Origin of the sequence: Paenibacillus xylanivorans (assembly GCF_001280595.1) — a bacterium.
In the GTDB taxonomy this organism is placed as follows: Bacteria; Bacillota; Bacilli; order Paenibacillales; family Paenibacillaceae; genus Paenibacillus; species Paenibacillus xylanivorans.
The window spans coordinates 52038-78241 of the sequence record NZ_LITU01000075.1; the positions used below are offsets into that span (position 1 = coordinate 52038).

23 protein-coding genes and 2 tRNA genes are annotated in these 26204 nt (G+C 46.9%); 5 read left to right on the forward strand and 20 right to left on the reverse strand.

Annotation, left to right across the window (positions count from 1 at the left end):
* Nucleotides 1-58: 58 nt before the first annotated feature.
* Together AMS66_RS23560 and AMS66_RS23565 are read left to right on the forward strand one after the other, a co-directional pair.
* Nucleotides 59-132: transfer RNA gene (locus AMS66_RS23560), tRNA-Arg, on the forward strand.
* A gap of 155 nt (nucleotides 133-287) precedes the next feature.
* On the forward strand, nucleotides 288-1520 hold the full coding sequence (locus tag AMS66_RS23565; protein ID WP_082350875.1) for a CynX/NimT family MFS transporter: 1233 nt from the start codon (nucleotides 288-290) through the stop codon (nucleotides 1518-1520).
* A gap of 274 nt (nucleotides 1521-1794) precedes the next feature.
* Here AMS66_RS23565 and AMS66_RS23570 read toward each other — a convergent pair whose 3' ends face one another.
* From AMS66_RS23570 to AMS66_RS23585, 4 genes are all read right to left on the reverse strand, one after another.
* Nucleotides 1795-5784: a S8 family serine peptidase gene (locus tag AMS66_RS23570; protein WP_053783118.1), complete on the reverse strand. Its 3990-nt coding sequence runs from the start codon at nucleotides 5782-5784 to the stop codon at nucleotides 1795-1797.
* A 383-nt stretch (nucleotides 5785-6167) separates the two neighbouring features.
* Entirely contained in the window at nucleotides 6168-6932 is a 765-nt protein-coding gene (locus AMS66_RS23575; RefSeq protein ID WP_330219349.1) for a methyltransferase domain-containing protein, read from the reverse strand.
* A 212-nt stretch (nucleotides 6933-7144) separates the two neighbouring features.
* The gene (locus AMS66_RS23580; RefSeq protein ID WP_053783119.1) at nucleotides 7145-8689 is read right to left on the reverse strand and encodes a P-loop ATPase, Sll1717 family; all 1545 of its coding nucleotides are present in this window, start codon (nucleotides 8687-8689) and stop codon (nucleotides 7145-7147) included.
* Between the two features lie 255 nt (nucleotides 8690-8944).
* Nucleotides 8945-9018 (reverse strand) — tRNA-Arg (locus tag AMS66_RS23585).
* 282 nt (nucleotides 9019-9300) lie between these two features.
* Between AMS66_RS23585 and AMS66_RS23590 the strand changes: the two genes are divergently transcribed.
* The gene (locus AMS66_RS23590) at nucleotides 9301-9594 is read left to right on the forward strand and encodes a DUF4870 domain-containing protein (protein ID WP_053783120.1); all 294 of its coding nucleotides are present in this window, start codon (nucleotides 9301-9303) and stop codon (nucleotides 9592-9594) included.
* 78 nt (nucleotides 9595-9672) lie between these two features.
* On the opposite strand, the gene AMS66_RS34445 is transcribed toward AMS66_RS23590, so the two are convergent.
* The 3 genes from AMS66_RS34445 to AMS66_RS23600 all read right to left on the reverse strand — a co-directional run bounded on the left by AMS66_RS34445 (nucleotide 9673) and on the right by AMS66_RS23600 (nucleotide 10574).
* Entirely contained in the window at nucleotides 9673-9801 is a 129-nt protein-coding gene (locus AMS66_RS34445) for a hypothetical protein (RefSeq protein WP_256336669.1), read from the reverse strand.
* 91 nt (nucleotides 9802-9892) lie between these two features.
* On the reverse strand, nucleotides 9893-10249 hold the full coding sequence (locus AMS66_RS23595) for a hypothetical protein (RefSeq protein ID WP_053783121.1): 357 nt from the start codon (nucleotides 10247-10249) through the stop codon (nucleotides 9893-9895).
* 25 nt (nucleotides 10250-10274) lie between these two features.
* Complete coding sequence (locus tag AMS66_RS23600) at nucleotides 10275-10574, reverse strand: hypothetical protein (protein WP_053783122.1); 300 nt, start codon at nucleotides 10572-10574, stop codon at nucleotides 10275-10277.
* A 195-nt stretch (nucleotides 10575-10769) separates the two neighbouring features.
* Between AMS66_RS23600 and asnB the strand changes: the two genes are divergently transcribed.
* On the forward strand, nucleotides 10770-12614 hold the full coding sequence (gene asnB, locus AMS66_RS23605; RefSeq protein WP_053783123.1) for an asparagine synthase (glutamine-hydrolyzing): 1845 nt from the start codon (nucleotides 10770-10772) through the stop codon (nucleotides 12612-12614).
* 138 nt (nucleotides 12615-12752) lie between these two features.
* Here the strand turns inward: asnB and AMS66_RS23610 are convergent, their stop codons facing one another.
* From AMS66_RS23610 to AMS66_RS23645, 8 genes are all read right to left on the reverse strand, one after another.
* On the reverse strand, nucleotides 12753-13616 hold the full coding sequence (locus tag AMS66_RS23610; protein WP_053783124.1) for an STM4011 family radical SAM protein: 864 nt from the start codon (nucleotides 13614-13616) through the stop codon (nucleotides 12753-12755).
* The gene (locus AMS66_RS23615) at nucleotides 13613-15010 is read right to left on the reverse strand and encodes an STM4012 family radical SAM protein (protein ID WP_053783125.1); all 1398 of its coding nucleotides are present in this window, start codon (nucleotides 15008-15010) and stop codon (nucleotides 13613-13615) included. The genes AMS66_RS23610 and AMS66_RS23615 overlap by 4 nt, the downstream gene beginning before the upstream one ends.
* Nucleotides 15011-15062: 52 nt before the next feature.
* A complete protein-coding gene (locus tag AMS66_RS23620) occupies nucleotides 15063-15848 on the reverse strand; it encodes an STM4013/SEN3800 family hydrolase (protein WP_053783126.1) in 786 nt (261 codons plus the stop codon).
* Nucleotides 15841-17205: an STM4014 family protein gene (locus tag AMS66_RS23625; protein WP_236703594.1), complete on the reverse strand. Its 1365-nt coding sequence runs from the start codon at nucleotides 17203-17205 to the stop codon at nucleotides 15841-15843. The genes AMS66_RS23620 and AMS66_RS23625 overlap by 8 nt, the downstream gene beginning before the upstream one ends.
* On the reverse strand, nucleotides 17206-18048 hold the full coding sequence (locus AMS66_RS23630) for an STM4015 family protein (protein ID WP_053783127.1): 843 nt from the start codon (nucleotides 18046-18048) through the stop codon (nucleotides 17206-17208).
* 366 nt (nucleotides 18049-18414) lie between these two features.
* Complete coding sequence (locus AMS66_RS23635; RefSeq protein ID WP_053783128.1) at nucleotides 18415-19038, reverse strand: XTP/dITP diphosphatase; 624 nt, start codon at nucleotides 19036-19038, stop codon at nucleotides 18415-18417.
* Nucleotide 19039: 1 nt separating this feature from the next.
* Entirely contained in the window at nucleotides 19040-19798 is a 759-nt protein-coding gene (rph, locus tag AMS66_RS23640) for a ribonuclease PH (RefSeq protein WP_053783129.1), read from the reverse strand.
* Nucleotides 19799-19974: 176 nt separating this feature from the next.
* A complete protein-coding gene (locus tag AMS66_RS23645) occupies nucleotides 19975-21030 on the reverse strand; it encodes a GerMN domain-containing protein (protein WP_053783130.1) in 1056 nt (351 codons plus the stop codon).
* 214 nt (nucleotides 21031-21244) lie between these two features.
* Here AMS66_RS23645 and AMS66_RS23650 point away from each other — a divergent pair, with 214 nt between their 5' ends.
* Complete coding sequence (locus tag AMS66_RS23650) at nucleotides 21245-21811, forward strand: phosphatidylglycerophosphatase A family protein (protein ID WP_053783131.1); 567 nt, start codon at nucleotides 21245-21247, stop codon at nucleotides 21809-21811.
* A 109-nt stretch (nucleotides 21812-21920) separates the two neighbouring features.
* Here the strand turns inward: AMS66_RS23650 and AMS66_RS23655 are convergent, their stop codons facing one another.
* The 5 genes from AMS66_RS23655 to AMS66_RS23675 all read right to left on the reverse strand — a co-directional run bounded on the left by AMS66_RS23655 (nucleotide 21921) and on the right by AMS66_RS23675 (nucleotide 25995).
* Nucleotides 21921-22592: a ferric reductase-like transmembrane domain-containing protein gene (locus AMS66_RS23655; protein ID WP_053783132.1), complete on the reverse strand. Its 672-nt coding sequence runs from the start codon at nucleotides 22590-22592 to the stop codon at nucleotides 21921-21923.
* Between the two features lie 33 nt (nucleotides 22593-22625).
* Nucleotides 22626-23669 (reverse strand): FAD:protein FMN transferase, encoded by a 1044-nt coding sequence (locus AMS66_RS23660; RefSeq protein ID WP_053783133.1) that lies wholly within the window; start codon nucleotides 23667-23669, stop codon nucleotides 22626-22628.
* Nucleotides 23666-24061, reverse strand: coding sequence for a hypothetical protein (locus tag AMS66_RS23665; protein ID WP_053783134.1), 396 nt, complete (start codon nucleotides 24059-24061; stop codon nucleotides 23666-23668). Before AMS66_RS23665 ends, AMS66_RS23660 begins: the two co-directional genes overlap by 4 nt.
* A 182-nt stretch (nucleotides 24062-24243) precedes the next feature.
* Nucleotides 24244-25233, reverse strand: coding sequence for an MBL fold metallo-hydrolase (locus tag AMS66_RS23670; protein WP_053783135.1), 990 nt, complete (start codon nucleotides 25231-25233; stop codon nucleotides 24244-24246).
* Nucleotides 25234-25251: 18 nt separating this feature from the next.
* Entirely contained in the window at nucleotides 25252-25995 is a 744-nt protein-coding gene (locus tag AMS66_RS23675; RefSeq protein WP_053783136.1) for a class I SAM-dependent methyltransferase, read from the reverse strand.
* Between the last annotated feature and the right edge of the window lie 209 nt (nucleotides 25996-26204).

The following is a 26204-nucleotide window of genomic DNA, read 5'->3' on the forward strand; positions in this document are numbered from 1 at the left end:
AAATGTTTGATATTCATCATTATTTATGATAAAATCAATTTTGCTTGAAAAAAATCATGTCTCAGTAGCTCAGCTGGATAGAGCAACGCCCTTCTAAGGCGTCGGTCGGGGGTTCGAATCCCTCCTGGGACGTAATAAAAAAAGCTTCCTTTGAGAAGCTTTTTTTGCGTTCTGGGGATGATTGGATACGTTCATTGCCTCATGTTGACACGGGATGTTATGCTTGTTTGTGTATATGTATGTATCAATGTATACATATTAGACAAATAAACCATAGGAGATTTACCATGCCCTCATCTTTACATCAAAACTCACCTGACCGCTCTGCAGTCGATAATTCATCGTCAGCATCGATGAAACTTGGACTCTTGCTGGCAGGCATTATCGTTATTGCAGCGACAATGCGCTCACCCATTACGGCAACAGGTCCAATCGTGGAACTGATCCGTACAGATACAGGAATAAGTCATACAATGGCAGGCTTGCTTACCTCTCTTCCTTTGCTTGCCTTTGCGGCAATCTCTCCGTTCGCTCCACAACTGGCGCGAAGATTCGGACTAGAAACCGCTCTGTTAACTGCCATAATTCTCGTGACCATAGGTGTAGGCCTTCGGTTTATGCCCTCTGTTCCCGTTCTCTTCGCAGGAACAGCGATCCTTGGATGTGGCATTGCCCTAAGCAACGTATTGCTGCCCAGTCTGATCAAGCGGGATTTCCCATTGCGAGTAGGACTCGTTACCGGCCTCTACTCCGTGTCCATGAATATATGGGGCGCTATCGCCTCAGGAATCAGTGTTCCCGCGGCAGGTTTAACCTCCATGGGATGGCATGCCTCACTGGGCATGTGGGCTATACTGTCCATCCTGGCCCTGATTCTCTGGCTGCCTCACGTCCGTTCTGGACGTCGCGGCGAAGTTTACGTGGCTTCGAGAACGGAAGCGAAGCCGGTTCGACTTATTTCATCTTCCTTAGCCTGGCATGTCACCCTGTTCATGGGACTGCAATCTTTAATTTTTTACACTACAATTACCTGGCTGCCCGAGGTTCTGTCTGATCAGGGTTTCAGTTCCTCTTCAGCGGGCTGGATGCTTTCCCTGATGCAAATGGTTAGTGTTCCGGTAACGTTCATCGTTCCCATTTTGGCTGGACGAATGAAAGACCAACGTAGGCTGACAGCAATCACAGGCTCATGTCTGATTCTGGGATACGCATTCCTTTTAAGCGGTATTTCTTCTCTCGTAACCGTCGGTGTTGCTTTGGCCGGCGTTGGAGCCGGGGCTTCGTTCGGACTTGTAACCATGTTTTTTGTACTGCGTACGTCCGATGCAAGACAGGCTGCGGGACTTTCAGGTATGGCTCAATCCTTTGGGTACATGCTGGCGGCCATCGGACCTTTGCTGTTCGGCGTGCTTCATGACTGGACAAAAGGATGGACCCTTCCGTTGCTGGTACAGGTTATCCTTGCCATTGTTTTACTGATCGCAGGGATCAAGGCCAGCAAGAATCGAGTGATCGGTTAGATTCAAAAAAAAGAATACCTTCTGGTCATATATTTGACTTTTAATTTACGCTCCCCTTGGGTGACAGGCTAATAAAACCTGCCACCAAAGGGAGCGTTTTATTATTAACGGACTTTTATGCGAACTATATTGAATGTACGATTAACAGGACCACGGATAGCTATTCCATTCACGCAGCAGAAAAAACAAAATAAAACGGCCTCCATCCCGCGAGATCAGAATGAAGACCGCTCATGCAAAAAGCAATTCCTTCAATAACTTAGTTCCGAAGAACTTACTTCACCTTTACCGTGATCTTATCAGTGCTGGTGACACCCGATGCGTTGAGTAACTCAGCCCGGTACGTATACGTGCCTGAAGTACGTCCAGACAGCGAAGTAACAGCGCTTTGCGCATTAGGCGTAACCGCATTGAGTGCTTGGGTGTCGATCAACTTATCATTTTCGTAGAGGCGGTACTCCGTGGCATTGGTTCCCCACCACAAGTTCATGGTAACCTTATACTTGCCGTCGCCATCCCAGTTATCTTGAGAGAGAACTGCTTTGCCTGGCGATGCGTTGGTAACCCGGACTGTCAGCGTCTGACTCCGCGTGGTCCCCTTGTCGTTCGTTAGCTCGGCTACGTACGTATAGGTGCCGTTGGTTTTGCCCGTAATCTTCGTTTGGGCAAACTGTGCCAGAGGCGCGTTGTAGGTTAACTTCTGCGTATCGATCAAAACTCCGTCCTCATAAAGCTTGTAGCTGGTGGCGTTCTCACCCCACCATAGGTTCATGGAGACGGTATATGATCCTTCAAGCAGGCCGTTAACACCCCCGTTATTGTGAGACAACACAGGCGTTCCAGGCGCTTTGACAGCTGGAGTTTCTGGCTCAGTCTCCGTGGATTTCAAACTCAGTGCTGTAGTGGCCTTACCAGAAAGCCCCTGTTGGTCTTTTACTGTAAGTTCAACGGCATATTCACCTGCTTGGATGCCCTCCAAAGGAAAGCTGAAGCTACCATCAGGTTGTACTTCAAAGATACCCTCCTTGTATATTGAACCATCCTCTTTTTTCAGGACATACGTGGCTTTCAAGGCAGCCGCCGGGTCAAACTCAATGTTCCAACTTTCTTTAAGCGCAGGAGCGACACGGAAGTACAAGTCATCCACGCTGCCGTTAATGACAGCAGATTCATCTTGCTTGAATTCCAACTTTTCTGGTGCCGTTACAACCGGAGCTGCTTTTTTCACCAAAAATGGAGAAGTATCTTCAATATACGTTTTGCCATCCACACCGATTGTCGTGATGTCAACCGTGTAAAGACCATCCGGAATTGTAGTTACCTCGTCGGTAGTGTAGTCTGCATACTGTCCATCCCAAGTCAGATTATATCTTGTGTTGGCAGCGAAATTGTAGTAGTTGCCAAAGATAGATCCAATATATCCATCTCCATAATAGCCCCCATCCGGGTTAAGGCCATCGAAGATCTCAATAAGTGCAAAATTCATGGGATTGTAGAATTCCATAGCTACATTAAGTGTATCCAGCGTACCATCAGACTTCAATGGATAATGGAACGGGTTCTTCTCTGTACCTTTTACAGTCTCAATGTATTTAACGCCTGCCAGTGTTACGTTGAAATGTGCGACATACGGAACAGTGAATGTGTTCGTTCCATCTGACAACTGAAGGTATCCTTGCGCTTCTGTTATAGCAGTAACACCTTTTGGAACTGTAATGGTAACCTGCAACTCTTCCTCACCATTCAGTGCAAAAGAGCTCTTGTCCACCGCAACGGATACGCCAGGTATCGTACGTGTTGGATTCACGCTTACTGAGTAGTTTCCACCACTGCCATTCAGTGACTCCACTTTAATCGATTTGGTGACGGTTTTTTCGTCCGTGCTCAGGAAGTTGCCGAAATTGACACTACCTGTAACATTGGGCTTCTCAACTACCGCCCCATTCTCTGTGTATTTCGTTACATCCAATACTTTAACCAGAGCAGCAGGATCAATCGTTTTCACCGCTTGAATACGTCCTGCACCTTGATCAAACACATCATATTTCGACGTGTCGAGAACTTTACCATTGTTCATGAGTGCAACTTTAATATCAAATGGTGTCCAGTCACTGTGTTTCTCAATCAACAGGGCAACCAGTCCGGCAACATGCGGTGTGGCCATACTTGTACCTGATTTACGATCATAAGCCTGTGAATAATCTGCTCCAGGCTCGTCCTTGCCATAGGCAGGAACAGTAGACAAAATGCTGGTACCCGGCGCAACTATATCCGGTTTGATATCCAGAGTCACCTTGGCTGGTCCGCGGGAACTAGATGCATTCATTTCATCGCCTGCCGTTTGACCTTTAACGAAGTCACTGAAGCTCACTTCAACACTTTGGCCGGCATCCAGCTCAGCTTTGATACTTTCTCCATCTTCCTTTGACATGCTCAAAGTTGGAATGAGTTCAAAATTATCTCCCAAGCTCACACCGATCGGGCCTGGAATATTATTATATACGATAATCGCAACTGCACCAGCTGCTTTGGCATTGGCTACTTTCTCCACAAATGCCAGCTCGCCGCGCTGCACAAAAGCCACTTTGCCCGTGAAATCCTTTCCTTCAAAATCGGTCGGTTTACCCAACCCGGCAAATATAAGCTCATATTGATTCGTCAAAATAGATTCCGGATCTGCTGAGAGGCTCCAGCCCATCACATCAAGGCGATACACCGACTCAGTAACAGCCAGTGGATTTTGCTCCGTTTCAGTCAGAGCAACCGCAGGCTCTTCTTTCACAGGTGCAACCTCTGGAGATGTTTCGACCGGTGCCGAAGGCGAGGCTGGTTGAGTAGTATCTTCTGATTCACTGTTCTCTACAGTTGGTGATGCGTCGGCAGGCGTTTCGGATGATACTCCACCTTGCGCTGATTCAGCCAAAGCAGCTTCGCCTGTCGCATCTTCCGGTGTGGTTGATGGTTCGCTTTGAGCCGGAACCTCAGGAGTATCCGTTCCCGGTGCTGTACCTAGTTCAGGAGTTGGTTCAACCTCAGGTACAGGCTGTTCTTCAGGAAGTGTACCTTCACCTTCCTCACCAACCCAGAAATGAGTATTGGCTGTAATGGTTTGGCTTGGACCTGTGGAGTTACCCACAGTAATCGCCATAGCCGATGCCCCTGGGGAGCCCAATGTGTAACGGTTAGGACCATTGTTACCACTCGCCACAACAGCTGTCACGCCAGCCAACATGGCATTGTTAAGAGCGACCGAAGTAATGTAACTTGGATCATTGGCAGCGTTACCCAGCGAGAGATTGATCACGTCCATACCATCAGAAACGGAACGATCAATTCCCCCCAGTACCCAAGAGGTTTGTCCACTACCATACGGTCCAAGAACACGATAGGCATAGATATCCGCTTCGGGCGCAACTCCGACAATGCCGTAGTCCCCTGCTTCACGAGCAGCAATTGTACCTGCTACGTGAGTACCATGGGAAGTGTAATAGGCGCTTCCGGTTTCATTGAATTCCGGTTGACCTGAAAGCTTCCACTCTTCATGTGTTGTTTCGTAAGGATCATTGTCATTTCCAACGAAATCCCATCCACCTTTGTAGGCGTCTTGCAAATTAGGATGTTCATAATCAATTCCTGTATCAATAACACCTACTTTGATACCTTTTCCTTTGTATCCCAGATTCCATACTTCAGGGGCGCCAATAAATGGTGCGGTATCTTTCATATAAGGATTTACTTCATCCGTTTCCGGGGCTACGGTAATTTCAAGGTCAGGGTATACACTGACAACACCCGGTAAGCGAAGCAACTGTCCCAACTGGTTGCCCTTAAGTTCGATGGCTACACCATTCAGGGCGTATGCGTAATTTTCCAATACTTCGTGTTTGATTTTATTTTGAGTGAGGCTATGTACAAATGACTGTTGTTGTTGCTCGACTTGAGTCACAGCCTTTGTTTCCATAGAGGAGGTAAAGGATTTACCAGAGAGGGTAGATTCGCCTTGCGCAACAGCAACTGGCTTATTGGAGAGCTCAACAATTACTCTTGTTTTCTCTCCCCCAAGACCGTCCAAGCTCTTGTCCAAAAATGGATCTGCTGCAAGCTTTTCTTCCCGCTGAGCAAGAATCTCTCTCCATTGTGTGGCTTCGGCCTTGCTTAGCGAGTTCTCAAGCTGAACACCTACAGGAGCGGCTCCGGCCGCTGGCATGATAATAGAAAAAGTCATAAGAATACTTAACAATATGGATATCATTCGTTTATTCAAGGCTATGCCCCTCCTTCTCAATATGAAAGTACCTCACCAATCGCTTGGGTCCTGCTATGACAAGTACTGCAATACCTGTGACAACTCACCACCCTATCTGCAAGAAGATTGACCCTTGGTAAATTATTCTACTAAAATAACACATTCCCCTTCTAAATAATTACAATTATGATATAAAAATTACTTATATGGTTCTTGAGTAAGAGAAACGTGTGAAATTGTATTTATTTGTCGATTGAATATTTCAATTTTTAATTACTGCATAGGAAAAAAGGCCAAGAGCCTCTTCATCTGAAAGAGATTCCCAGCCTATGTGTGATCGATGAATTTTATAGAAAAAATATGATGTCAATTCACTTAACAAAGAAATTCCATTTGATTATTTAATTTTCTGGCTTCACGGCTTCAATTCGAAGACGCTTGTAATCGGCATAGATTGCATCTTCTTTCCAGAGCTTCGGCACAACGATTTGGCTAGTCTCACGACAGATTTCTTGAATTCGCTCCCGATTCAAACCCTCAAAATAGTCCCCACCAAAATGGGCTAACCAGCCCTCTATACCCTGTTCACCATCCGCCAGTCTGGTAGGACGGTCATAGTGGTAGGCCTGTCGCACCAAAAATCCGCATTGTTCCAAAATGTTGCTGTATTGCCCGATCGTCGGGAAATACCAAGGGTTGCGCTCTGATCCACGAATGCCAGTGTGTTGTTCAAACACTTCCTCTAAGGCATCTACAATGATCTGCACATTTCCTTTGCCACCAAACTCCGCCACAAAACGTCCACCAGGCTTCAAAGACTTCCATATGCTATCCACTACAAGTCGTGGACTTCGCATCCAATGCAGAGCTGCATTGGAAAAGACGGCATCATAGAGCTTGCTCGTCTCAAACTGATGTCCATCACCCTCCACGAACTCGATATCGGGAAACTTCTCCCTCGCACGACGAATCATATCCGGTGATGCATCCATGCCAACCACCTCAGCCTGCGCTACAGAAATTTCGTACGTCAAATCCCCCGTCCCGCATCCCAAGTCAAGGATATACTCCCCTTCCTGAGGTTGAAGCCATGAGATTAAACTTTTACCGTAACCTGATACAAAAGCCAATTTATTGTCATATTCATCTGCTTGCCATTGATTCATTGATTGCATGGATCCCACCGTCGCTTTCATGATTGATATCTTCATTGTGTCACAAGACGGCTTATTATTTAAATATATAAATTCTATACTATTAATAGGTTATACCTATAAGTCTTTTTAACACAAAGACTCCCAAATTTAATTGAAAGCCTTTTTTAAAATACCTTTAGAAGGTTCTCTTCTGTATAAGGGGTTTAAAGAATACTGTAAAATTAGACTGATAAATACTGCCAAAGAGCTCTATGGATTGCTAATCTTTTTTCAAGGATAACTTCATCATCTCCTCGGAATGCCCATCTATTCTTACCATCCTTAGAAACATTTCCTATAATCCCTATTCTAAACAAATGTATAACTATGTTACTTAATCGATGATTATCAAGTAATATCTTAATAGAATCATATGTTATAGAGAGTTCTTCGCTTCTCACTTGAAAATCTTTATAGATAAAATAAGGTTTGTAACCATATAACAATCTTCTAATACCATCGATTTCTTCTTGATTATAGGTTGCACGAAGTTCTTCCGCCATTTCTGTCCAACTGTCAATTGAATACTGCTTCCTTATTCCATCAAAAACTTTGTGACTAAATTTAGTCTCACTTGGAAACTGATTCTGAGCTAAAGTCAACAATCGAATTATGTCCCTTGGTCTATACCACGTTCGATGTAATATGTAATCAGTTACACGTGTAGATTGGACTTTATCAGGAAACCATTTATTCCAGACTTCTATAGGAGTCCTAGTTTTCTCATTGTAAACAGATTCAGAAGAAATAATTCTTTGCACCAATATTTTTAAAATAGGGTGTTTAAGAATGTCACCTCCTGATTGATGCCATATTACAGGGACCCCAAAGCTGCTTACAGGCTTGTTAATTTCTTTGCCTGAAGATGAGATAGCTGAAAGAACTTCAGATCGAACAGCGCAGATAATTTTAATATTTTTAGAAGATTCTTTACACAATGTATTAAACTGTTCTACAGCAATAATCAAATCGCGAATTAGTTTAATATCTCTTTCATAAATGTTTTTTGTAAGATGGGACAGTTCTAACTCATCAATAAAAATGAGCATACTAGCAATATCAGAACTCAATTTATTGAATAAGTTATCCGCTTGCCTTACGATAGAATTAAATTTCACTTTCGTTTTATCATTATCATCATATTCAAACTCTAATCCTAATTTACCACTTATATCAGTCAATCCTGCCCCAAGTTCTATACTTCCATTTTTAATTTTTGGTAACTTACTCGCGATACCCGAATCCTCATTTCCTAACTTTGGTGCCAGTACACAAGTCTTATACTTGTTCCATTCTCTGTTCTCTACGAACATAGGAATTTCTCTATCAATAATTTGTTGAACAATATGTCTATGGATATACCATCGCCAGATATTTTCATAATCAATATCATCAGGTATATCTTCTGTATCAATTACAGTTGCCCCAGCAAAATTAGTTAAATCTTTTCTATCATCTTCAGAAAATTGTGTTTTGAAAAGGATAAAGGATGTTGCAGCGCCGACCGCTTTCTCAGCAGATATAGAAATGTAGCGTAATAAAGCCGTTTTCCCAGTTCCTTTCAATCCAGTAATATAATATTTTCTCCCAGTCAAAAAATGTTCAATAATTACATTTTCAGGTATTAAAAACGATTTCACAAATCTATCTTTTTCTTCTGGAGAATTCGATAAAAGCTCATATTTTGCATCAATATCACCAAGATATAAATCAGATAATTTTAGCATTGCAACTATCAACCCCTAATATAATAAAAATATTTTCAGAAAAAATGTTTTTTTCACGTTGTAAAACGAATTTATCTAGATAATAATTATATAAACCTCAAAATTGTAGCATAGAATGTATGATCTGCAAATAGCACTTTTCTATGATGTCGATCTAGACTGCTACATTTTCCTACCGAAGCTTATCCTCCGACGAACCATTGGGGTTCTCATCCCCTGTACGCAAAAAAGCCTCCCGAAGGAAGCTTTTTCTTACGTCCCAGGAGGGATTCGAACCCCCGACCGACGGCTTAGAAGGCCGTTGCTCTATCCTGCTGAGCTACTGAGACAAATATGTATAAAAAATACGGCGCGATTTCTATTATACTCTGATTTCTATATTTTTCAATAGTTTTATAAAAAAAATTAATAATTGCATCTTTCCACATGACTTGAACGTAATATTCTCATACTCAACACTTGTACAGAATATGAATGCTTTAAGCAGGCAATATTGAGGATATTAAGCTCAGATGCATATAGAAAATGGGCAAACATATTCATGATGAGTATTGCTGGGTAATCTTTTGCATACATACATTTCACTGAATTAGATAAAGGAGAGAAACGCTATGAGACAACTTTTATCAGCATTATCCTATTTTAGTATTTTCTTCGCCCCGTTCCTGTTTCCCATCATTATTTGGATTGTTGCCAAGGACAACTATATTGAGGGACATGCTAAACGGGCTTTATTCTCGCATATATTCCCGTTTCTTGCGGCAATCCCGCTGCTTTATTTCTTTGTTACCGCCCACAGTCTGGGTTCCGCTGTCGGATTTGTAATTCTGTTCTTTGTCATTTATGCATTAAGCTTTGTATACAATATTGTCAAAGGGATTCAAGTGCTGCGTGAATATGCCTGAACACAAGCTTCACAATCAAGTTAAATTAAACATTCAAAAACCCGCCTTTCAAAAGAAGGGCGGGTTTCTGCATTCCGGTTACTTGTTTCCCTGACGCCACGGATTTCTCTGGGCAGGACGCTTGCTGTTAATGGCGAGCACTTCCTCGGCAAACTCGGTATGATGCGCATAAAGGTTCCCTTTGTTTTTCTTGAACTTGGAAGCCATTGCTATCACCTCCCCGGAACTTGCATTTAGTATGGCTCCGGGTAATTCCGCTTATCCTTTGCGGCTATCGGCATTTGTTGGAACACCTACCTTAACCTTGCCCCACCAAATAGCGCTGAAGCGTCGGCCCCAGTAATCCGAAAGCAAGTAGCTCACTCTGAAAGCGGGCTTTGTCTTCCCCTGCTGCAATGCCTTCACTGTTCTCAAACGCCGTTTCCGTCGCATCTTCAAACGCTGTGTGCATATTGTTATTGTACCAATCCAGGACTGCATCCGAGTGATTGCGTACAATTCGAACGACTTCAAGCGAATTCCCCGGCTGGGTAGCCGCAACGTATACAAGCAAAGAAGGATCACCCGTATTTCCAGGCTGTACCTCAACTTCTGCACAAGACAATCCATCCACTTCGGTTAATCTGCGTATTTTGGCATCCTGAATGGCATACATTTGTTATCGCGCTCCTTTGTCCATTTCATGTACTTTGTTCGATCTGGTATCGGGTCTCCGGTGTTCCCAAGCGATAAATCTCCCGATACACCTGCTGTAATACAGCTTCATATGCACGGTTTACAGACTCCTCCGGCGTATCCGGCCAAGGGAATACCATTCCTGGAAAGGCTTCCTCCTCTTTTTCCTGCATTAGATTAAGCAGTCCCAGTAATTGTTCCGCCTCTTGAGGCGTCGCTTGGATAACCCATTCATACGACGTTGCGTACGGGTCCGGAATAACGGAGCGCCCCATGACAGATACATAATAGGTCATACTGTCCATTTGCAAGTTCTCTCCTTCACAGGCATGTTGAGGCCGTTGTCCCTAGATATAGTTTCCGAAGAGGACAGACATTTTATGCCTGCTTTCGGCATATATTTGTTACGACTTCTGACGAAAAAGACAACATTTGCTGGCTGTTAGCGACTCAAGCAGCCATACGGATGAATGACTCGACTAAGAAAGGATGAACAAACCATGTGCGGTATAACCGGCTTCATTCAGTGGAATCGGGACTTGACCCAGGAATCAGAGCTGCTGGTCCGGATGACGGACAGCTTGTCGAACCGGGGGCCCGACGCTTCAGGTACATGGATCTCCAATCCTTGTGCGTTCGGACATCGGCGTCTCAGCGTTATGGACCCGGAAAACGGGGCACAGCCCATGCATGCGTTACAGGGAGACACCTCCTATACCGTCGTGTATAACGGAGAACTATACAACGCCCCCGAGTTGAAAAAGGAATTGCTCCAGCGGGGACACCATTTCCGCACACAATGTGATACGGAAGTGCTGCTCGCCTCTTATATTGAGTGGGGACCGGCCTGTGTTGACCGGTTTAACGGGATTTTTGCTTTTGCCATATGGGACGGTGGACGCGAACAGGTTTTTATCGCACGTGATCGCCTGGGCGTCAAACCCCTGTTCTACAGTAATGCAAAAAATATCCTCGTATTCGGCTCAGAACCCAAAGCACTGCTCATCCACCCGGATGTTGAAGCTGTTGTTGGCCCTGAAGGATTGGCAGAGGTATTCATTGTGGGGCCTGCCCGGACACCTGGACACGGCGTATATTCCTCCCTTAACGAGCTCAAACCTGCACATGCGCTTATCTACAACCGAAACGGTATTAAAACCTATGCTTACTGGAAGCTGGAAAGTCAGCACCACGAACATAATCTGGAAGAAACAGCTGCCGAGGTACGCAGTCTGTTGCAAGATACATTAGAACGACAGCTTGCCTCGGACGTTCCTGTCTGCTCCCTGTTGTCAGGGGGACTGGATTCAAGTGCTCTATCTGCGTTAGCGGTGGATTATTACAACCGTACCGGTCAGGGTCAAGTCAGCACGTATTCGGTCGACTACGTGGATAATGCAAAGCATTTTCAGGCCCATTCCTTCCAGCCTGGTGCAGATGGACCCTGGATTAAGCGAATGGTGGATGAACTAAAGACGGATCATCACTGGATTGAGATTGAAAATGGCGAACTGGTGCACGCCCTGACTCAGGCCATGCTTGTACGGGATTTGCCCGGCATGGCAGATGTAGATTCCTCCCTCTATCTTTTCTGTAAAGAAATCAAAAAAGGGGCCACGGTTGCCATTTCAGGCGAAGCGGCGGATGAAGTATTTGGCGGTTATCCCTGGTTCCATCGGGAAGAGATGCTGAACTCCGGTACATTCCCATGGTCCGTAGCTCCTGACATGCGAGCAGGATTGTTATCCCCGGACATTCGGGAATGGATCAAGCCGCTGGAATATCTCGCGGATCGCTATTCGGATGCAGTGGCTGAAGTGCCTTTACTCGATGGGGAAACTGGTAAGGCAGCCCAAATGCGAGTCATGTCCTATCTGAACATCACCCGGTTCATGCCTACACTTCTGGATCGAAAAGATCGGATGAGTATGGGGGCCGGGCTTGAAGTTCGGGTGCCTTACTGTGATCATCGTTTAATTCAATATGCGTTTAACGTCCCTTGGGAAATGAAGATGACAGGCGGACGGGAAAAAGGAATTCTGCGTAAAGCGCTGGAAGGTGTATTGCCTGACGATGTGTTGTACCGCAAAAAGAGCCCGTATCCGAAAACACATAACCCGCAGTACCTGGCTGCCGTTAAACAGCAGGTTCTTGATATTTTGGATGACGCAAGCTCGCCGATCTTGCCATTAATCGATAAAGCTCAAATTCGCAAATTGGCCTCCTCATCGGATGCTTCATCGAACCTGCCTTGGTTTGGACAGTTAATGTCGGGTCCACAGCTGTTTGCTTATCTGACACAGATCAACTCGTGGCTCCGTACGTATAAAGTTGCCATTCGGTAAGCTATACAGGGATCAACTTTATAGGTAAATATTAAAAATGGGTGTCTGGTGAACAGCATAGCTGTTCTTACCAAGCACCCATTTAATATATAAAACCAAATAATATTCACTTTAAAACTTTGGTTGGAGGCCTTCTGCCTATCCATGGATTGCAGCCGGATTCCGTTCAAGCAATCCGCTGCCAAAGATATCTCTGAAGGGAGAATCCTCCATATGAATGTAACCGATGTAACAACCACACTTCTTCATGCTGCACGGTCGATCTGCGGCTAAAGTTTCCAAACCATCGCGGTATAAATGCCCTATGATCCGCCGATCTTTGTAACACCTTTTTACATGCCCTGACCCTTGCACATAAAACACCTCCGAACCAGCGGAACAGCGTTTACCCAAACTTTCGTAATCCCGCAGGTTCCCTTCAAACAGCGGATCAACGGATTGTAAAAAGTCGACCTCATCTACAGTGTAATACTTCGGTCGATCTTTAAAGGCATTGATCCACATATACACATCTTCGGGTAAAGCCTGCCTCATCGATTCAATAGCCGGGAATGCACTACGCAATCCAACCGTCCCCACACTAAAAGCAAGTCCTATCTCACGTAAAGTCAGACATTGTTTGACAAAGGAAGACTCCTTCGTCTCACGCGGATGATATGTCGCCCAGAACGCCGCTTTATCACGGTTCAATTCACGGGCCCAGTCCAGTTTGACGGACAGGTTGGTTTGAACTGCAATTTTGTCCACATGTGGCATATGGGACAGCTCTATCATGGCTTCGCGGTACCAGCGACGTACCAGAGCTTCTCCATACGGGTTAAAGAAAATTGAAAATTGATGTCCGGCGCTCTCCTGTTCCCTCACCCAATTTACAAATTGACGCAGTTGTTGTTCATCCACTTCCAGCGTCTCCTTGGAATCTACCGTTTTGCTAAACGGGCAGTATGGACAGTCGTAATTACAGGACGACAGCTTTCCCCGATAATACAAGGTTGCTCTCATAAGAACACGAACCCTTCCATTTCTTCTCGAACCTCAGCGGAGATGAGCCAATCTCCAATGGCATCCGAGTAGCCCAATCCCTCTTCTGTCAGACGCAGCACCTGGTTATCCTTATCGTCCTGTCCAAGCTCAGCCATGCCCTCCGACAGCAATTCACTCAACCATCCGTAGTCTGACATGACTTCCGTTTCGAATCGCTGATAATAATCGGTCAGTGCCAAGCCTTCCCGATGCAGCAAGGCTTTCAGAATAAAGCGACGCTTCTGCTCCTCCCGGCTCAGTACAATGCCGTAATCGGCCACATCATAGCGCTCGGTTGCCACATAATCGGCGATGATGCTTTGTGTAGCCTTATAACTAACGCCATACTTGGAAGCATAGTGTACTTCACTGGTATACGAGCGTGCACCGCATCCCAGACCAACCATGCCTTCCTCCTGACAGCTGTAGGGTAGAAGCTCCTTACTGCCAAAAGAAGATTGCTCTTTCGCAAATCTGCGCATGGAATACTGGACATAGCCCCGGCTTTTTAAGGTCTCACGCGCAGCCTTATACAGTTCCATCCGAATATCCGGTCCCTGACGCTGGATATCATCGGGTTTCACAATGGTATTCTCGCGAGTGTACAGTGGATAAATAAAAATCTCACCCGGCTCATATGAGAGGACACGTTCCAGGGAATACAGCCATGATTCCACCGTTTGTCCCGGCAGCCCATAGATCAGATCCAGATTCAACAAAGGAAATTCAAAACGCGCAAGCTTCTCAAGCGCGCGTTCCACTTCCTGCGGTTTCTGTGGACGGTAGATCGCAGCGGCTTCCGCTTCAATAAAACTCTGGATGCCCATACTAACCCGGTCCACGCTTCGCTCCTTCATAATCCGCAGCTTCGTGTCAGTTACGGTGTCCGGTGACGTTTCTACCGAGATCGAGGCTTGCGTTGGATCAAGCCCCATCACCTGTTCCGCAATATCAAACAAGCGTTTCAACTGAATTTCATTTAATAATGTGGGCGTTCCGCCACCGATGGCAAACCTCGAATAGGGTCTGCGTGATGTGAGTGGTGCCCATTGCCTGGCTTGCCGTTCCAGCGCATCCACATAACGCACATGGGTGTCATCACGGCGATCTGGCAACGTGAACAGATTGCAAAATCCGCAACGAGCAGCGCAAAACGGAATGTGCATATATAAAAAATACGTATCGGTGTTCTCACGTTCCCACAATGGACCGAGCGGTAACGGCGGGTTTAATTCCCGATATGCGGTCTTGTGGGGATATGAATATAAATAAGAGCGATAGGGGGAAGCAAGCACTTCTCTGAGACCTGTAGCTGTATTGGATCCGGACTGTGCGGAATGACCTGCTGTCGTATGTTGAGATTGATCGTCCATCGGTTTCCTCCCTGTATCCGGTTTGTAATTGTTAATGATATGAAGCATTGTTCTATAAAATAAATTCACGGTAAGGCACATTCCAGACAACATCATGCGCCAACCTGTGCCCCTGATAACCATCCTCACCATAAGCCGTGCCATGATCGGAAAAAGCTAAACAAAACGTAGGCCGTGAACGCTGCCTCATTGCATCAAACAATGGCCCAAGGGCCTCGTCCACATACCGAAGCGCTGCACGCTGTGTTTCTACCGAATCCTCTCTTGCACCCTCCACAAAATAGCGATTGGGCCCATGGATGGCAGACACATTCAGGAACAAAAACAGCTTCTCATCTGGTGCGCTTTGCTCCAGCAGCTTCAAGGCATGCTGAACCTGATGCTCGGTCGATTTGGGGTTGGTCACCCCAAAATTCATCCGCCAGTAGCTCTGCTGAAAATAACCCGGCAGCACTTTGGCGATTGGATTTTTCTTGGTGAAGAAAATGACCCCGCCAATACAAATCGTACGGTACCCTTCAGCTGCAAACCCGGATACGATATCTGGTGTGTCGAACAACCAGGTATGTGGATGAGTCTTTAATCCGGTATTCCGGGAATGAAAAAGTCGTACGTGAGAGGCTTTATCCGTATTGGCAGGTGTAGGCATGAAGCCGCCAAAAAAGGCATGATGTGCCGCATACGTAAAACTTCCCGGGGTATGTCGCTGCTCCCAGGAACCCGAACCGCACAGGTTGGGGCAATTCTGCTCTTCCAACTTGGCGACGTCATACCTTAACGTGTCCAGCGTAATCATCAACAGATCATGGGAGCAAACGATGGTGTTCATATCAGTCATGGTTGTAAGGCTCCTCTCGCAAAAGCTTCATTTCCCACTCATAGGTTCCAAGTCCTTTATGCTGTACTCTGTACAATAAATCTCCGAACGGATTCACATCCAGAATATAAGCACGATGCTCAGTGCCACCACTGAGCATCACATCAATACCGGCTGACCATGAGTTGGGGAAGGCAGCCATCGCCGCTTTCGCTGCCGTCTGAACCCGTTCCATATTCTGTTCATCCAGCCCCGCTTCTGTGGGCAGCAACCTCTCATTGCGCAAATGCAGATTGGTGATCGGTGTCTGACTAAGCCGTACGACGGCATGACCTGCTTGTCCTCCTGCCACAAGCTGGCGAATATCAAACACGCTTGAACCCAGGGACGCTTTTGCCATCCAACGTTCAATCTGGGCACCCTCAGCACACAGCCAATCCATGAGCGGTGAAATCTCCGAAGTACATGTGTACCTGCGCATCCGGCCTTCATTGTAAAAAATGGTCTTTCCCTGAACCCGTTCCATTCCCACCGTGGTTATGGCGATTTCGGCACCCGTTCGCGGATTAATTTGATAGGCAACAACACCTGAAGCCCCGGAGCCACACGCAAGTTTTACAAAAACGCGATTCATACCGGCAGCTTTCATCGCTAGGCGCAGGTCTTCATAATTGCTGATCAACTCCGATGATGGGAGCATTGGAGGGATCTGAACCCCGTGTGAGGATAGATGTTGCTGACATTTCCTTTTATCAAACATGATCGCAATGTCATGGGGATCATTCATGAAACGTGCATTGGGCCAAAATTCCCGAGCTTCACGGCCGATTCGTTCCAAACATGCCTTCCAGCCACGAAACCATTGACCAGGGGCATATATCTGCCCCCAATCCTGTTCAAGAGCGAGTGTCTGTTCTGCCGGAATCATTCTTGCAGAAGTACCATCCGTTAACTGAGCTGTATCATTCACTGCTCCGAGAAAGAGCAGCTCACGCTCCACCTCCCACTCCTCGCCTGGGGCATCCATTCGAATAAGAGGTACGTTACTCGCTCCGTAAACTGAATCATGATTCGCATATGACATGGATGCTGGTGAAGATGTCCACTTCGCTCCGTGCGTGTGTGCAGCAACTTCCCCTTTCAGACATTGCTGTACGGCATCTGCCATAGTTCCGCCCTTTCTCCAAGTCTTTAGCAAACGGGCATAAGGCAGCACAAGTGCAGGTTGTAAGCCAAGACGCTGTCTTGCCTCCTGTAATCCAAGGGTACGGCGATTATTCGGGTTCCCAATTAACAATAAAGGCTGCTCCAGAGTTTTATCCGAATCCTTAAATTGGCGTTGCAAATTTTGTTCCATTTCCGTCATGCCTGACATCATTTATTCCGTTAACGACGGGTAACGCCAGTCATCTTCATCACTCTGTTGTTGCTCGCTGACATCTACAGATATGCCAGAACGTTTCCAGCGAATGAGCATTTCGTCCGTCATGTAGTGATAACTGAGATTGAGATGTTTAAGTTTTTTGATTTTGTCACTGGCAAGCAGCGCCTCAGCCCCTTCATCAGACAACGTTCCCTCTGACAGATCCAGGACTTCAAGTTGATCCAGAATCGGAGCCTCCGCTGCAGCTTTCGCAATCTCATCCTGAATCTCACTATCTTTCAAACCCAGGTAGACGAGCTTTGGAAATAAGCCCTGTTCCAAAAGTGGCAGTACATCTTGGAGTGAACCGTCGAATCCATAATCCTCCACGCCCAAATACAGTTCAAGCTTGCGCAATTCAGGCAACTTTGCCCGAGCAATTGAAGCTAACACGCCTTGGGGCAGACCACCGCAAATAATGATCAATTCTTCAAGTTTGGCATGCTGAATTGGCTCCAGACTTAGTCCGCTGCTGCCCTTCACTGAGAAGGACTTCAATTCAGGAAAAGCAACCAATAGTGGTGTGAGATCCGTCTGAATAATCCAAGATACCTCGCATTCTTCAAAGCCCATATCTCCGATAAACAGTTTCTTCAAAGACGGAAAGCTTGGAGCCAGTTCAATGAGCGTGCCCATGAATTCATCCGGCGAATTTTCATAAGCTTGTCCCCAGTCTCCAATAATCAGGCTCTCCAGCGAACCAGCCTCCGGTGTGGCGGCCAGTTCCCTGATAAACTTCCCCATTCGAATACCGTTCTCATAATCATCATAAGACACCGTTAGCTTCACTTCTTGCATAAGCAAATCCCCTCCGTTTGAGTTCATTGATGATTCGTTAATTTGAATGTTAACCCATACACCATAAAGCTTGCAACTTCTTCCAACCCCGGTCCTAATGCTCTGCTCAAACGTGAAATCATCGTATTTCCCTCCATAGGTATAAGAACATACGTTCCATCACTCTCTTGAACAAAACCGGGATTTATTTTGGGTCCACGGACTGGCCTTGTTGAGATTAACTCACGCAATAAAATAAAAAAACGTTAATGGTTGGTAAACCATCCCACAGGAATGATTATTACCTTCCACTAACGCTTTGATATTTAAGTAAGGCACTAATTCGCCTTATACATTCATATTCGTATGAACCGATTCGGTTGAAGCTCAGCCTTCCAGTGTGGATACGAGCGCTCTCAGCGCATGACCCCGGTGACTGATCGCCTGCTTTTGCTCCAGCGTAAGCTCTGCCATCGTCATCTCGTATTCAGGCACATAGAAGAGTGGGTCATATCCAAAACCACCACCACCGGCTGCTTCTGCTGTGATCCAACCTTCCACCATGCCTTCTGATTCATACTTGTCTCCGGTTGCCGGATCATACAGCACCAGTGCACAGACGAAACGGGCCGGACTCAGCAGCGGTTGCTCCGTATCTTCACCGGATTTGAGCGATTCCAGTGTCTCAAGCAGCTTGGCATTGTTCTTCGCATCGGTTGCGCCTTCGCCAGCATATCTCGCAGAGTACACTCCCGGGTCACCGTCCAGCAGATCCACGCACAATCCCGAATCGTCAGCCAGGACAGGAAGCCCAAGTGCATCCCCCACCGCTTTGGCTTTCTTCCAGGCATTCTCGGCAAAGGTTACGCCATCCTCAACGACATCCGGCAGCTCCGGATAGTCGAACATGCTTTTGACCTCTTTGCCCAGCGGAGCAAATGCATGGGTAAATTCACGTACTTTCCCCGCATTGCGGGTTGCAACAATGATTATTGAGCTATCCAAACTCATCTTAAGCTTCTCCTAATCCACGAGCACCGATCTTGAGTGCAATAGGACCAAGAACTTCTTTTTGACGCTCAATCATTTCCAGAATGCCCTGCTCACCCAGCTCCAGCATCGCGTTCAGCTCACGACGGTCAAATGGTGCTTCTTCGCCTGTTCCCTGAAGCTCCACATATTTCCCGCCGCCTGTCATCACCAGGTTCATGTCCACCTTGGCTTTGGAATCTTCATCATAGTTCAGATCCAGCACAGGCTGTTCTCCAACTACACCCACACTTACCGCTGCAATGAAGTCCGTAATCGGGAACACTTGCAGTTTATGTTGTTGGGCAATTTTGTTCACAGCGAGAGCCAGAGCTACAAACGAACCGGTAATGGACGTTGTACGTGTACCCCCGTCTGCTTGTATAACATCACAGTCCAGTGTAATCGTACGTTCACCCAGCGCCTGCAAATTAACGACCGAGCGCAATGCCCGGCCAATCAGACGCTGAATTTCCATGGTGCGTCCAGTCAATTTGCCGCGGTTCGCTTCACGCTGGTTCCGGGTATGTGTTGCACGTGGCAGCATGGAGTATTCGGCCGTAACCCAACCTTTACCCTGCCCTTTCATAAAGGGAGGAACACGTTCCTCCACAGTAGCTGTACAGATAACCTTGGTATCTCCCACTTCAATCAGTACAGAACCTTCGGCGTATTTATTCGTGTTAATTGTTAAATTCATCGGGCGCAGCTGGTCGCTGGTTCGTCCGTTAGATCTCATCATTTCTGCCTCCTACGACTTAAGCATCCTGTAATGTCGAGCTTGTTCTTACTTTTACTAATCCCTTCTATATTACCAAAGAGTTCACTTAAAAGCATCCTGTCCCCCAAAGAGTTCTGTTAAAAGCATCCTATCCACCAAGAGTTCTGTCAACCGTACGCCAGACAGCTCTTTGTGGCTTAAATTGGAATTTCATTGATATATTCAGGCTTCGATACGGGGGCACTGTAATCCCGATTATCATCACTCATGACTGTCTTTTGGCCATTCCATTCGATCTGGACTTTAGCTTCCTTGCCTGCTATGTTCTCGGCCGTGGTCAACACCACGGATTGTAACAGTTCACTTGGTACGACATCTCCCTCGATGAACATGTCGTCTTTGAGTGCAACCGTTACGGTTCCATCCTCGGACGTTTTGACCGATTGCAGCTGGGTTCCGCCTGTCATAACCTCTTCCAGCTCGCCGCCTTTGGCTGGCCCCTTGATCAACTCGTTCAACGCTGCCTGCACCCGATCTCCACCTGGTGTCACAAGACGTGTGACCGGAACATAATATTGGATGCCTGCAGGCGAAGCGGCTGAAAAATAAACCGTCACAGGACTGCTGTTGGTCGTGAATGTATCACCCAAATCGAGATTGATGCCCACCGCCCGGTTCAACGGTTCCGGCAGCGGCGTACTGTTTACTGGCATTTGCGTCAGCTTTTTGCCGTCCACCCAGATCTGTACGTTCTGCACATCCGGTGTACCGGTGAGTGTCCAGGTTACAGCCTCCAGCATTTTGCGCTCATTCTTGGCATCATACTTGGCAAAGTTGCCGGAGAACTCCACAACTGCCAGCTTGTCATCCGAATGAATCGTTACGTTCTGAACAACGGTGCCCTGCGGGAGAACGCCCTGAAACCCTTCAGGCAACATTCCTGCATATGGACCGCCAGTCACGAGCGTATCCAGGGCCGTTTTGGGACTGCTAACGTCCGTCCCCGACGGAAGGGTCATGGATACCGGAGCCAGCAAACCTTGCTGGTCCTGCAAATACACGGTTGTAAGCGGCAGCTTGGCGAGTGATCCATTGCCCTCGGCCGCCTGAATCATGGCCGCTTCCTGAATTGGCGGCGGTGGATCGATTGCCTCGGAGGACTGTGCCCCAAACATGCCACATCCTGATAACACCACAGGAATACTCAACAGCGCAGCTGCAGAAGCTGTACGCAAATAACGGATCTTACTCATGATCACGTTCCCCCTCATCATTTTTACAGTTTGTACTACCATGTATACGAGCCTTTGTCCAAAAAATAACTACTTTTTAAACAAGCTCACCATGCATAAAGCCAAAAACAGGCGCTCCATCCCCATCGAAGGTAGTAAAAGAAACCCAAAACGGTTAATAACGTATTAGGATACAAGTGTAGGGACATTGCTAACTTCAGAGGAGGAATCGCCCATGGAACATCCTGAGCAAGAAAAAATCCCTTACAGCCTGAATAGCCGTAAAGTGGCAGAGGCCACAAGGGAATGGCTGCACAAGCGGGGCGTTACGATCCTTGAGATTGCAGAACTGGTTATGATGCTGCAGAAAAAGTATTATCCGGGTCTTACGATGGAAGAATGTATTGACAATGTGGAGAAGGTTCTCCGTAAGCGCGAGGTACAGAACGCTGTTTTGACCGGCATCCAACTTGATCTTCTGGCAGAACAGGGTCAACTCATTTCTCCTTTGCAGGAGATGATTGAGAATGATGAAGGGTTATATGGCGTGGATGAGATTCTTGCATTCTCCATCGTCAACGTATATGGCAGTATCGGATTTACGAATTACGGCTATGTAGACAAGCTAAAACCCGGTGTACTTGAACGTTTAAACGACAAGAGCCTCGGGCCTGTGCACACGTTTCTGGATGATATCGTGGGGGCTATCGCCTCGGCGGCCAGCAGTCGGATTGCGCATCGCAAACAATCGGAGCTTGAAGAAGCTTTGGGAGAAAAACCGGTCAGCGATGATATCGTATAATTTGCATGGGTGATTAGGATGTTGGAATTGAACGAACCAAGTACATTCAAGACGATTCTAATCATGACAAAAAGGCGGCCACCAGGCCGCTTCTTTTGGATATATTCGCTTATTTCGTAATACGCCATTTCAAATACTCCTGTCTTCCCGCTCCCGACAGACGATACACTTCTCTCCAATTCTGTTCGGCTGATGCCGGCTTAGACTGTACACGACTGGGGCCAATCGTAATATCCGGGCCTTTGCGTTCTCGCAACAAACCACGAAGTACCGTAATACCAATGATGCTCAAGCCAGTAAATACATACATCAGACGCATAAGCACATTACCTGAATCAGAGCCGGTAACCATGCCATGAAACAATAAACCGATGAATACGGGATAAGACAACATATGGAATATAAACCACCATTTGCGACCGAGCTTGTTACGCAGGTCACTGGATAGCAGGACGATCACCAAACCATAAAAGGATAACGTGCCCAGTCCGCTGCCAATTGGATGCACTGAAGCAGTAAATGGAATGAGCAATTCACTCCAAGTGAACGGGCTATAGTGATCAATATATAGGGTTAACGCATGCACAAGTCCAAGTCCGAAGGCGAGCCAAGTCGTCCGTGTATGCCATTTAAACATGGCCACTTTGGGTTTGCCTTTGGCCATGGGCATCCCTTGGGCGATTCCCAGAAATACACCCGTAAAAAGCAGCAAATAAGCGGCTATCCCACTAATTCGAATGATATTCCACGTCGGCAGGTCATTTACAATCCATTGTGCCATAGCCGGCTCCCCCATATCTGATAGACTTGTCGTTTATATAAGACTGAAGCGGTGATCCGGATCGAAACCAGGCCAGCGTTCAGCGAGCGTATCGGTATTCCCCCTAAAATAAGTACTCCCATCCCGAGTCATCCACAGGACGTCATGCCGATCGTAATGTCGGTTTAACCAGCCTACCGCTTCGATGCTCCCCAAGATACAAACGGTCTTGGCAATAATCTCACATTGCGATGCATGCTGGCCCAGAACGGTACACTGTAAAACATCCGTATCCGCGGGCTTCATCGTCCGGGGATCAATCAAATGATGCGAAAGGTTACCGTCCGTATTCTGCCACTGTCTTCGCACAATACCAGAAGTGGCAACTGCACCTTTCCTCAACTGAATATTCCCTATCAGATTACGCTCCTCTTGAGAAGGATCGGTGACTTGCACGGACCACATCGGATGATCCGTTGTCCCCCACGCCTGTATATCTCCACCTGCATTAATTAACCCGGCCGGAATATGAAGTGTACGTTGCAACCAATCGGCAATACGCTCAACGGCCCAGCCCTTAACAATGCCCCCAAGGTCCAGCTCAGTTCCAGGGTCCTTATGAACCATTCTACTACCTTCCCTTTGAATCCAACGTGGGCGACTATAGTCATATTCGTCTCTCAACATATCTTTTATATCCGAATGTCGGATGTCCAATCTGCGTTCGGTTCCTGATGGATGAAGCTCTCTTTGTTGCAGTTGCTCGAAGCTGACATCGTAACCAGAAGCTCGCAGAGCCTGAGAGATACCTGGCTGAAAAATCCCTTCCGTCTGACCAATATAACCGTATGCCAAACTTAACACTTCATCCATTGCTGCGGAGATTGGCATCCAGCCTGTGCAACGATTCAGACGATTCAATTCACTGTCTGCCGCAAATCGGCTGAAACGCTGTTCCTGCGTTTCGAACCAATTTTTCACCAGCGCTGCCGCATGCTCAGCCTCTTCCCGTCCCGCAGCCAACTGGACTTCCACGTCCGTGTTCATCGCCCGGAAGCGGAACCTAAGCAGACGGAAGGCTTGCTTCGTGCGGCTCATGATGCACCTGTGCGTGACTGATAGTTGCCACGGCTAAAACCGGAGTCTGTATCCTGATTGCTGCTCTGATCTGATATCCAGCCGCCCGACGATCTGTCTTGATTTGGAATGATGCCGTTGCTTCCATCAGTCGTTCCCTCATCTGGGCTATAGCCCTCAATCGACGAGGCATTAGAACTGCTATCTGTGTTGTTCGTCCATTCGTCCATGACTTCATCCTGGGTATCCACCTGGGTAGAAGCTGTACTGCTTATATCGGAACCATTAGCCGCCGCATAAGCGACATCAAAGGCATCAGAAGTTCTTACATATTGAAAGAGTGCAGCCACGGTCAACGTTGCTGCCGCTGAGGCTTGCCATTTTCTCCATTGGTTTCGTTCTTTCCTGGTCATCGCTCTTCCCTGCTTTCTATGGCGAAGTTCATGCATTTATCATAGAAGTGCTGGCTTAAAAGAAGATGAATGAACCGTTAAGGGAGACTAAAGCTTTATTTTATTTAAGTCATTATTTAAGTCGTTACACGCAAAAAAAAAGACTCTGACCAGGAAGAACTCCTGCCTCAAAGTCTGTAAACCTAAGTATTTTCTATAAATAAGAACACTCCGTCGGGCTGCTGCTTCTGTACAATAACCTCCCGCCGGATCAATTCCTGCAGATGCGCCAACGTCTCGCTCATCGCAAAGCGAAGCTGATGTGTTCCCAATCGGTCGCCGAACATCAATACACAGACATCATACGCATTCGTCGGTGCTTCGCGGATTCGCTCCATCATTTTCTGAAGGCGCTCTTCATGATGAGTGAGCAGATGGACCGTTCGATCGGCAAAATGATTAAATGGATTCCGATGCCCTGGATATGCCACCTCTACATCCAAAGCCCCCAGTCGATGCAACCCTTCCATATAAGATAATAAGGGCTGGTCGTCACTTCCCGGCTGCAGGCTGATATTCGGTGAGATCTGCGGCAATACCGCATCTCCACACAGGATCTCCCTGGAGTCCGGCGCATAGAAGGATAGATGTCCTGGCGCGTGACCACCTGTCTCTACAGCAAGCCACTTTTTCCCGCCCATAACCAGCCATTCGTCATCTTCAATCGGTGTTACAACCGGAAGTGGCGTAATCTGCGAGTTGAATCCTTCCATATGTCCGCCGATCTGCTCCGTCTTGTCTTCCGGCATCCCGTGGCGACCATAGTATTCCGGCAGCAACCTGTTAATCGTCGCATCAGGACCCCACATATAATCTGCCTCCTGGCGGGATCGTGTGGACATTCGAACAGGCGCACCCGTTTGCTGCTGTATCCAGCCGGATAGCCCCAGATGATCGGGGTGATGGTGAGTCAGCACAACTTGCTTAATATCCTGAAAAGTTAAATTCAAACCTGCGAGTGCTTCGTACCACTCCTGTTCCGTTTCAGCACTGCGTGGTCCCGGGTCAACAATCGTTATTGTTCCGTCCGGTTCATGAAGTACATAGCTGTTCACCCAGCGCAGGGGAAAAGCCATAGTAATCTTGACCCGATGCATGCCTACTGGCATGGAAATGGATTTCGTTTGCTTCATTAATATTCTCCTCCAACTCTACTGCACAGGCCGATGACCGACAAAAATCATCCGCGGCGATGTCTGCTCATCGTACTTTTCTTCATCATAACCGCCATGTACCTGATCCACCATAAGCCCTGCCTCGTGAAGCAGATCACGTAGTTGTTCACGGGTGTACAGCTTGACGCGTTCCTGATAGATTCGTGGTTTTTGGCCCGATGCGGTATCGGTGATGTGAATTTCTTTTTGCACAAATCCATCCTGGATCTTGCGAAACTCCTCAATATTCTGTCCTTCGCTTTCACGTGTTGAATGCTGCACCAGATGACGAGTCACATAAGCTGTGTTCATAAAATCAATGATATAACTGCCTCCCGGCTTCAGCATCCGATGAATGGCGCGTAATACTCGAAGTTGCTCTCCATCCTCTCGGAAATAACCAAACGAGGTAAACAGATTGACCACAGCGTCAAATCCGCCTTTCAGTGGAAGCTCGCGCATATCGGCGTGATACCACTCTACACGATTTTCGGTGTCCATGTTGCGTGCTTCACGCAGAAGCACATCAGACAGGTCGATTCCGGTCACATGGAAACCAGCGTCAGCAAGGGCGAGAGAATGTCGGCCCATACCACAGCACAGATCCAGTACCTGGGATTTTGGCTGAAGCTTTAACCAGTTTATCATTTTATGTACTTCCTGATATGCACCTTGTACATCCCGATGTTTGTACACAAGAAGGTAGTCTTCTCCAAAACTCTTTTCATACCATTCCGTCATTACGTATCGCCCTCCACATGGTCACTGGCCCAACTATCCGTAATACGCTGTTATTCCAGCCGGATTATATCTCTATAGTTTTTAGCCATTGTACCGTCTTTATCCTTCAAACTCAAAAATCCCCAAGGATTGTCCGCATTGAACGGCCGCAAACCACACGATATAATGTTAAACATAGTCAAGCCCCTGCGAATCGGTTAACTATACAT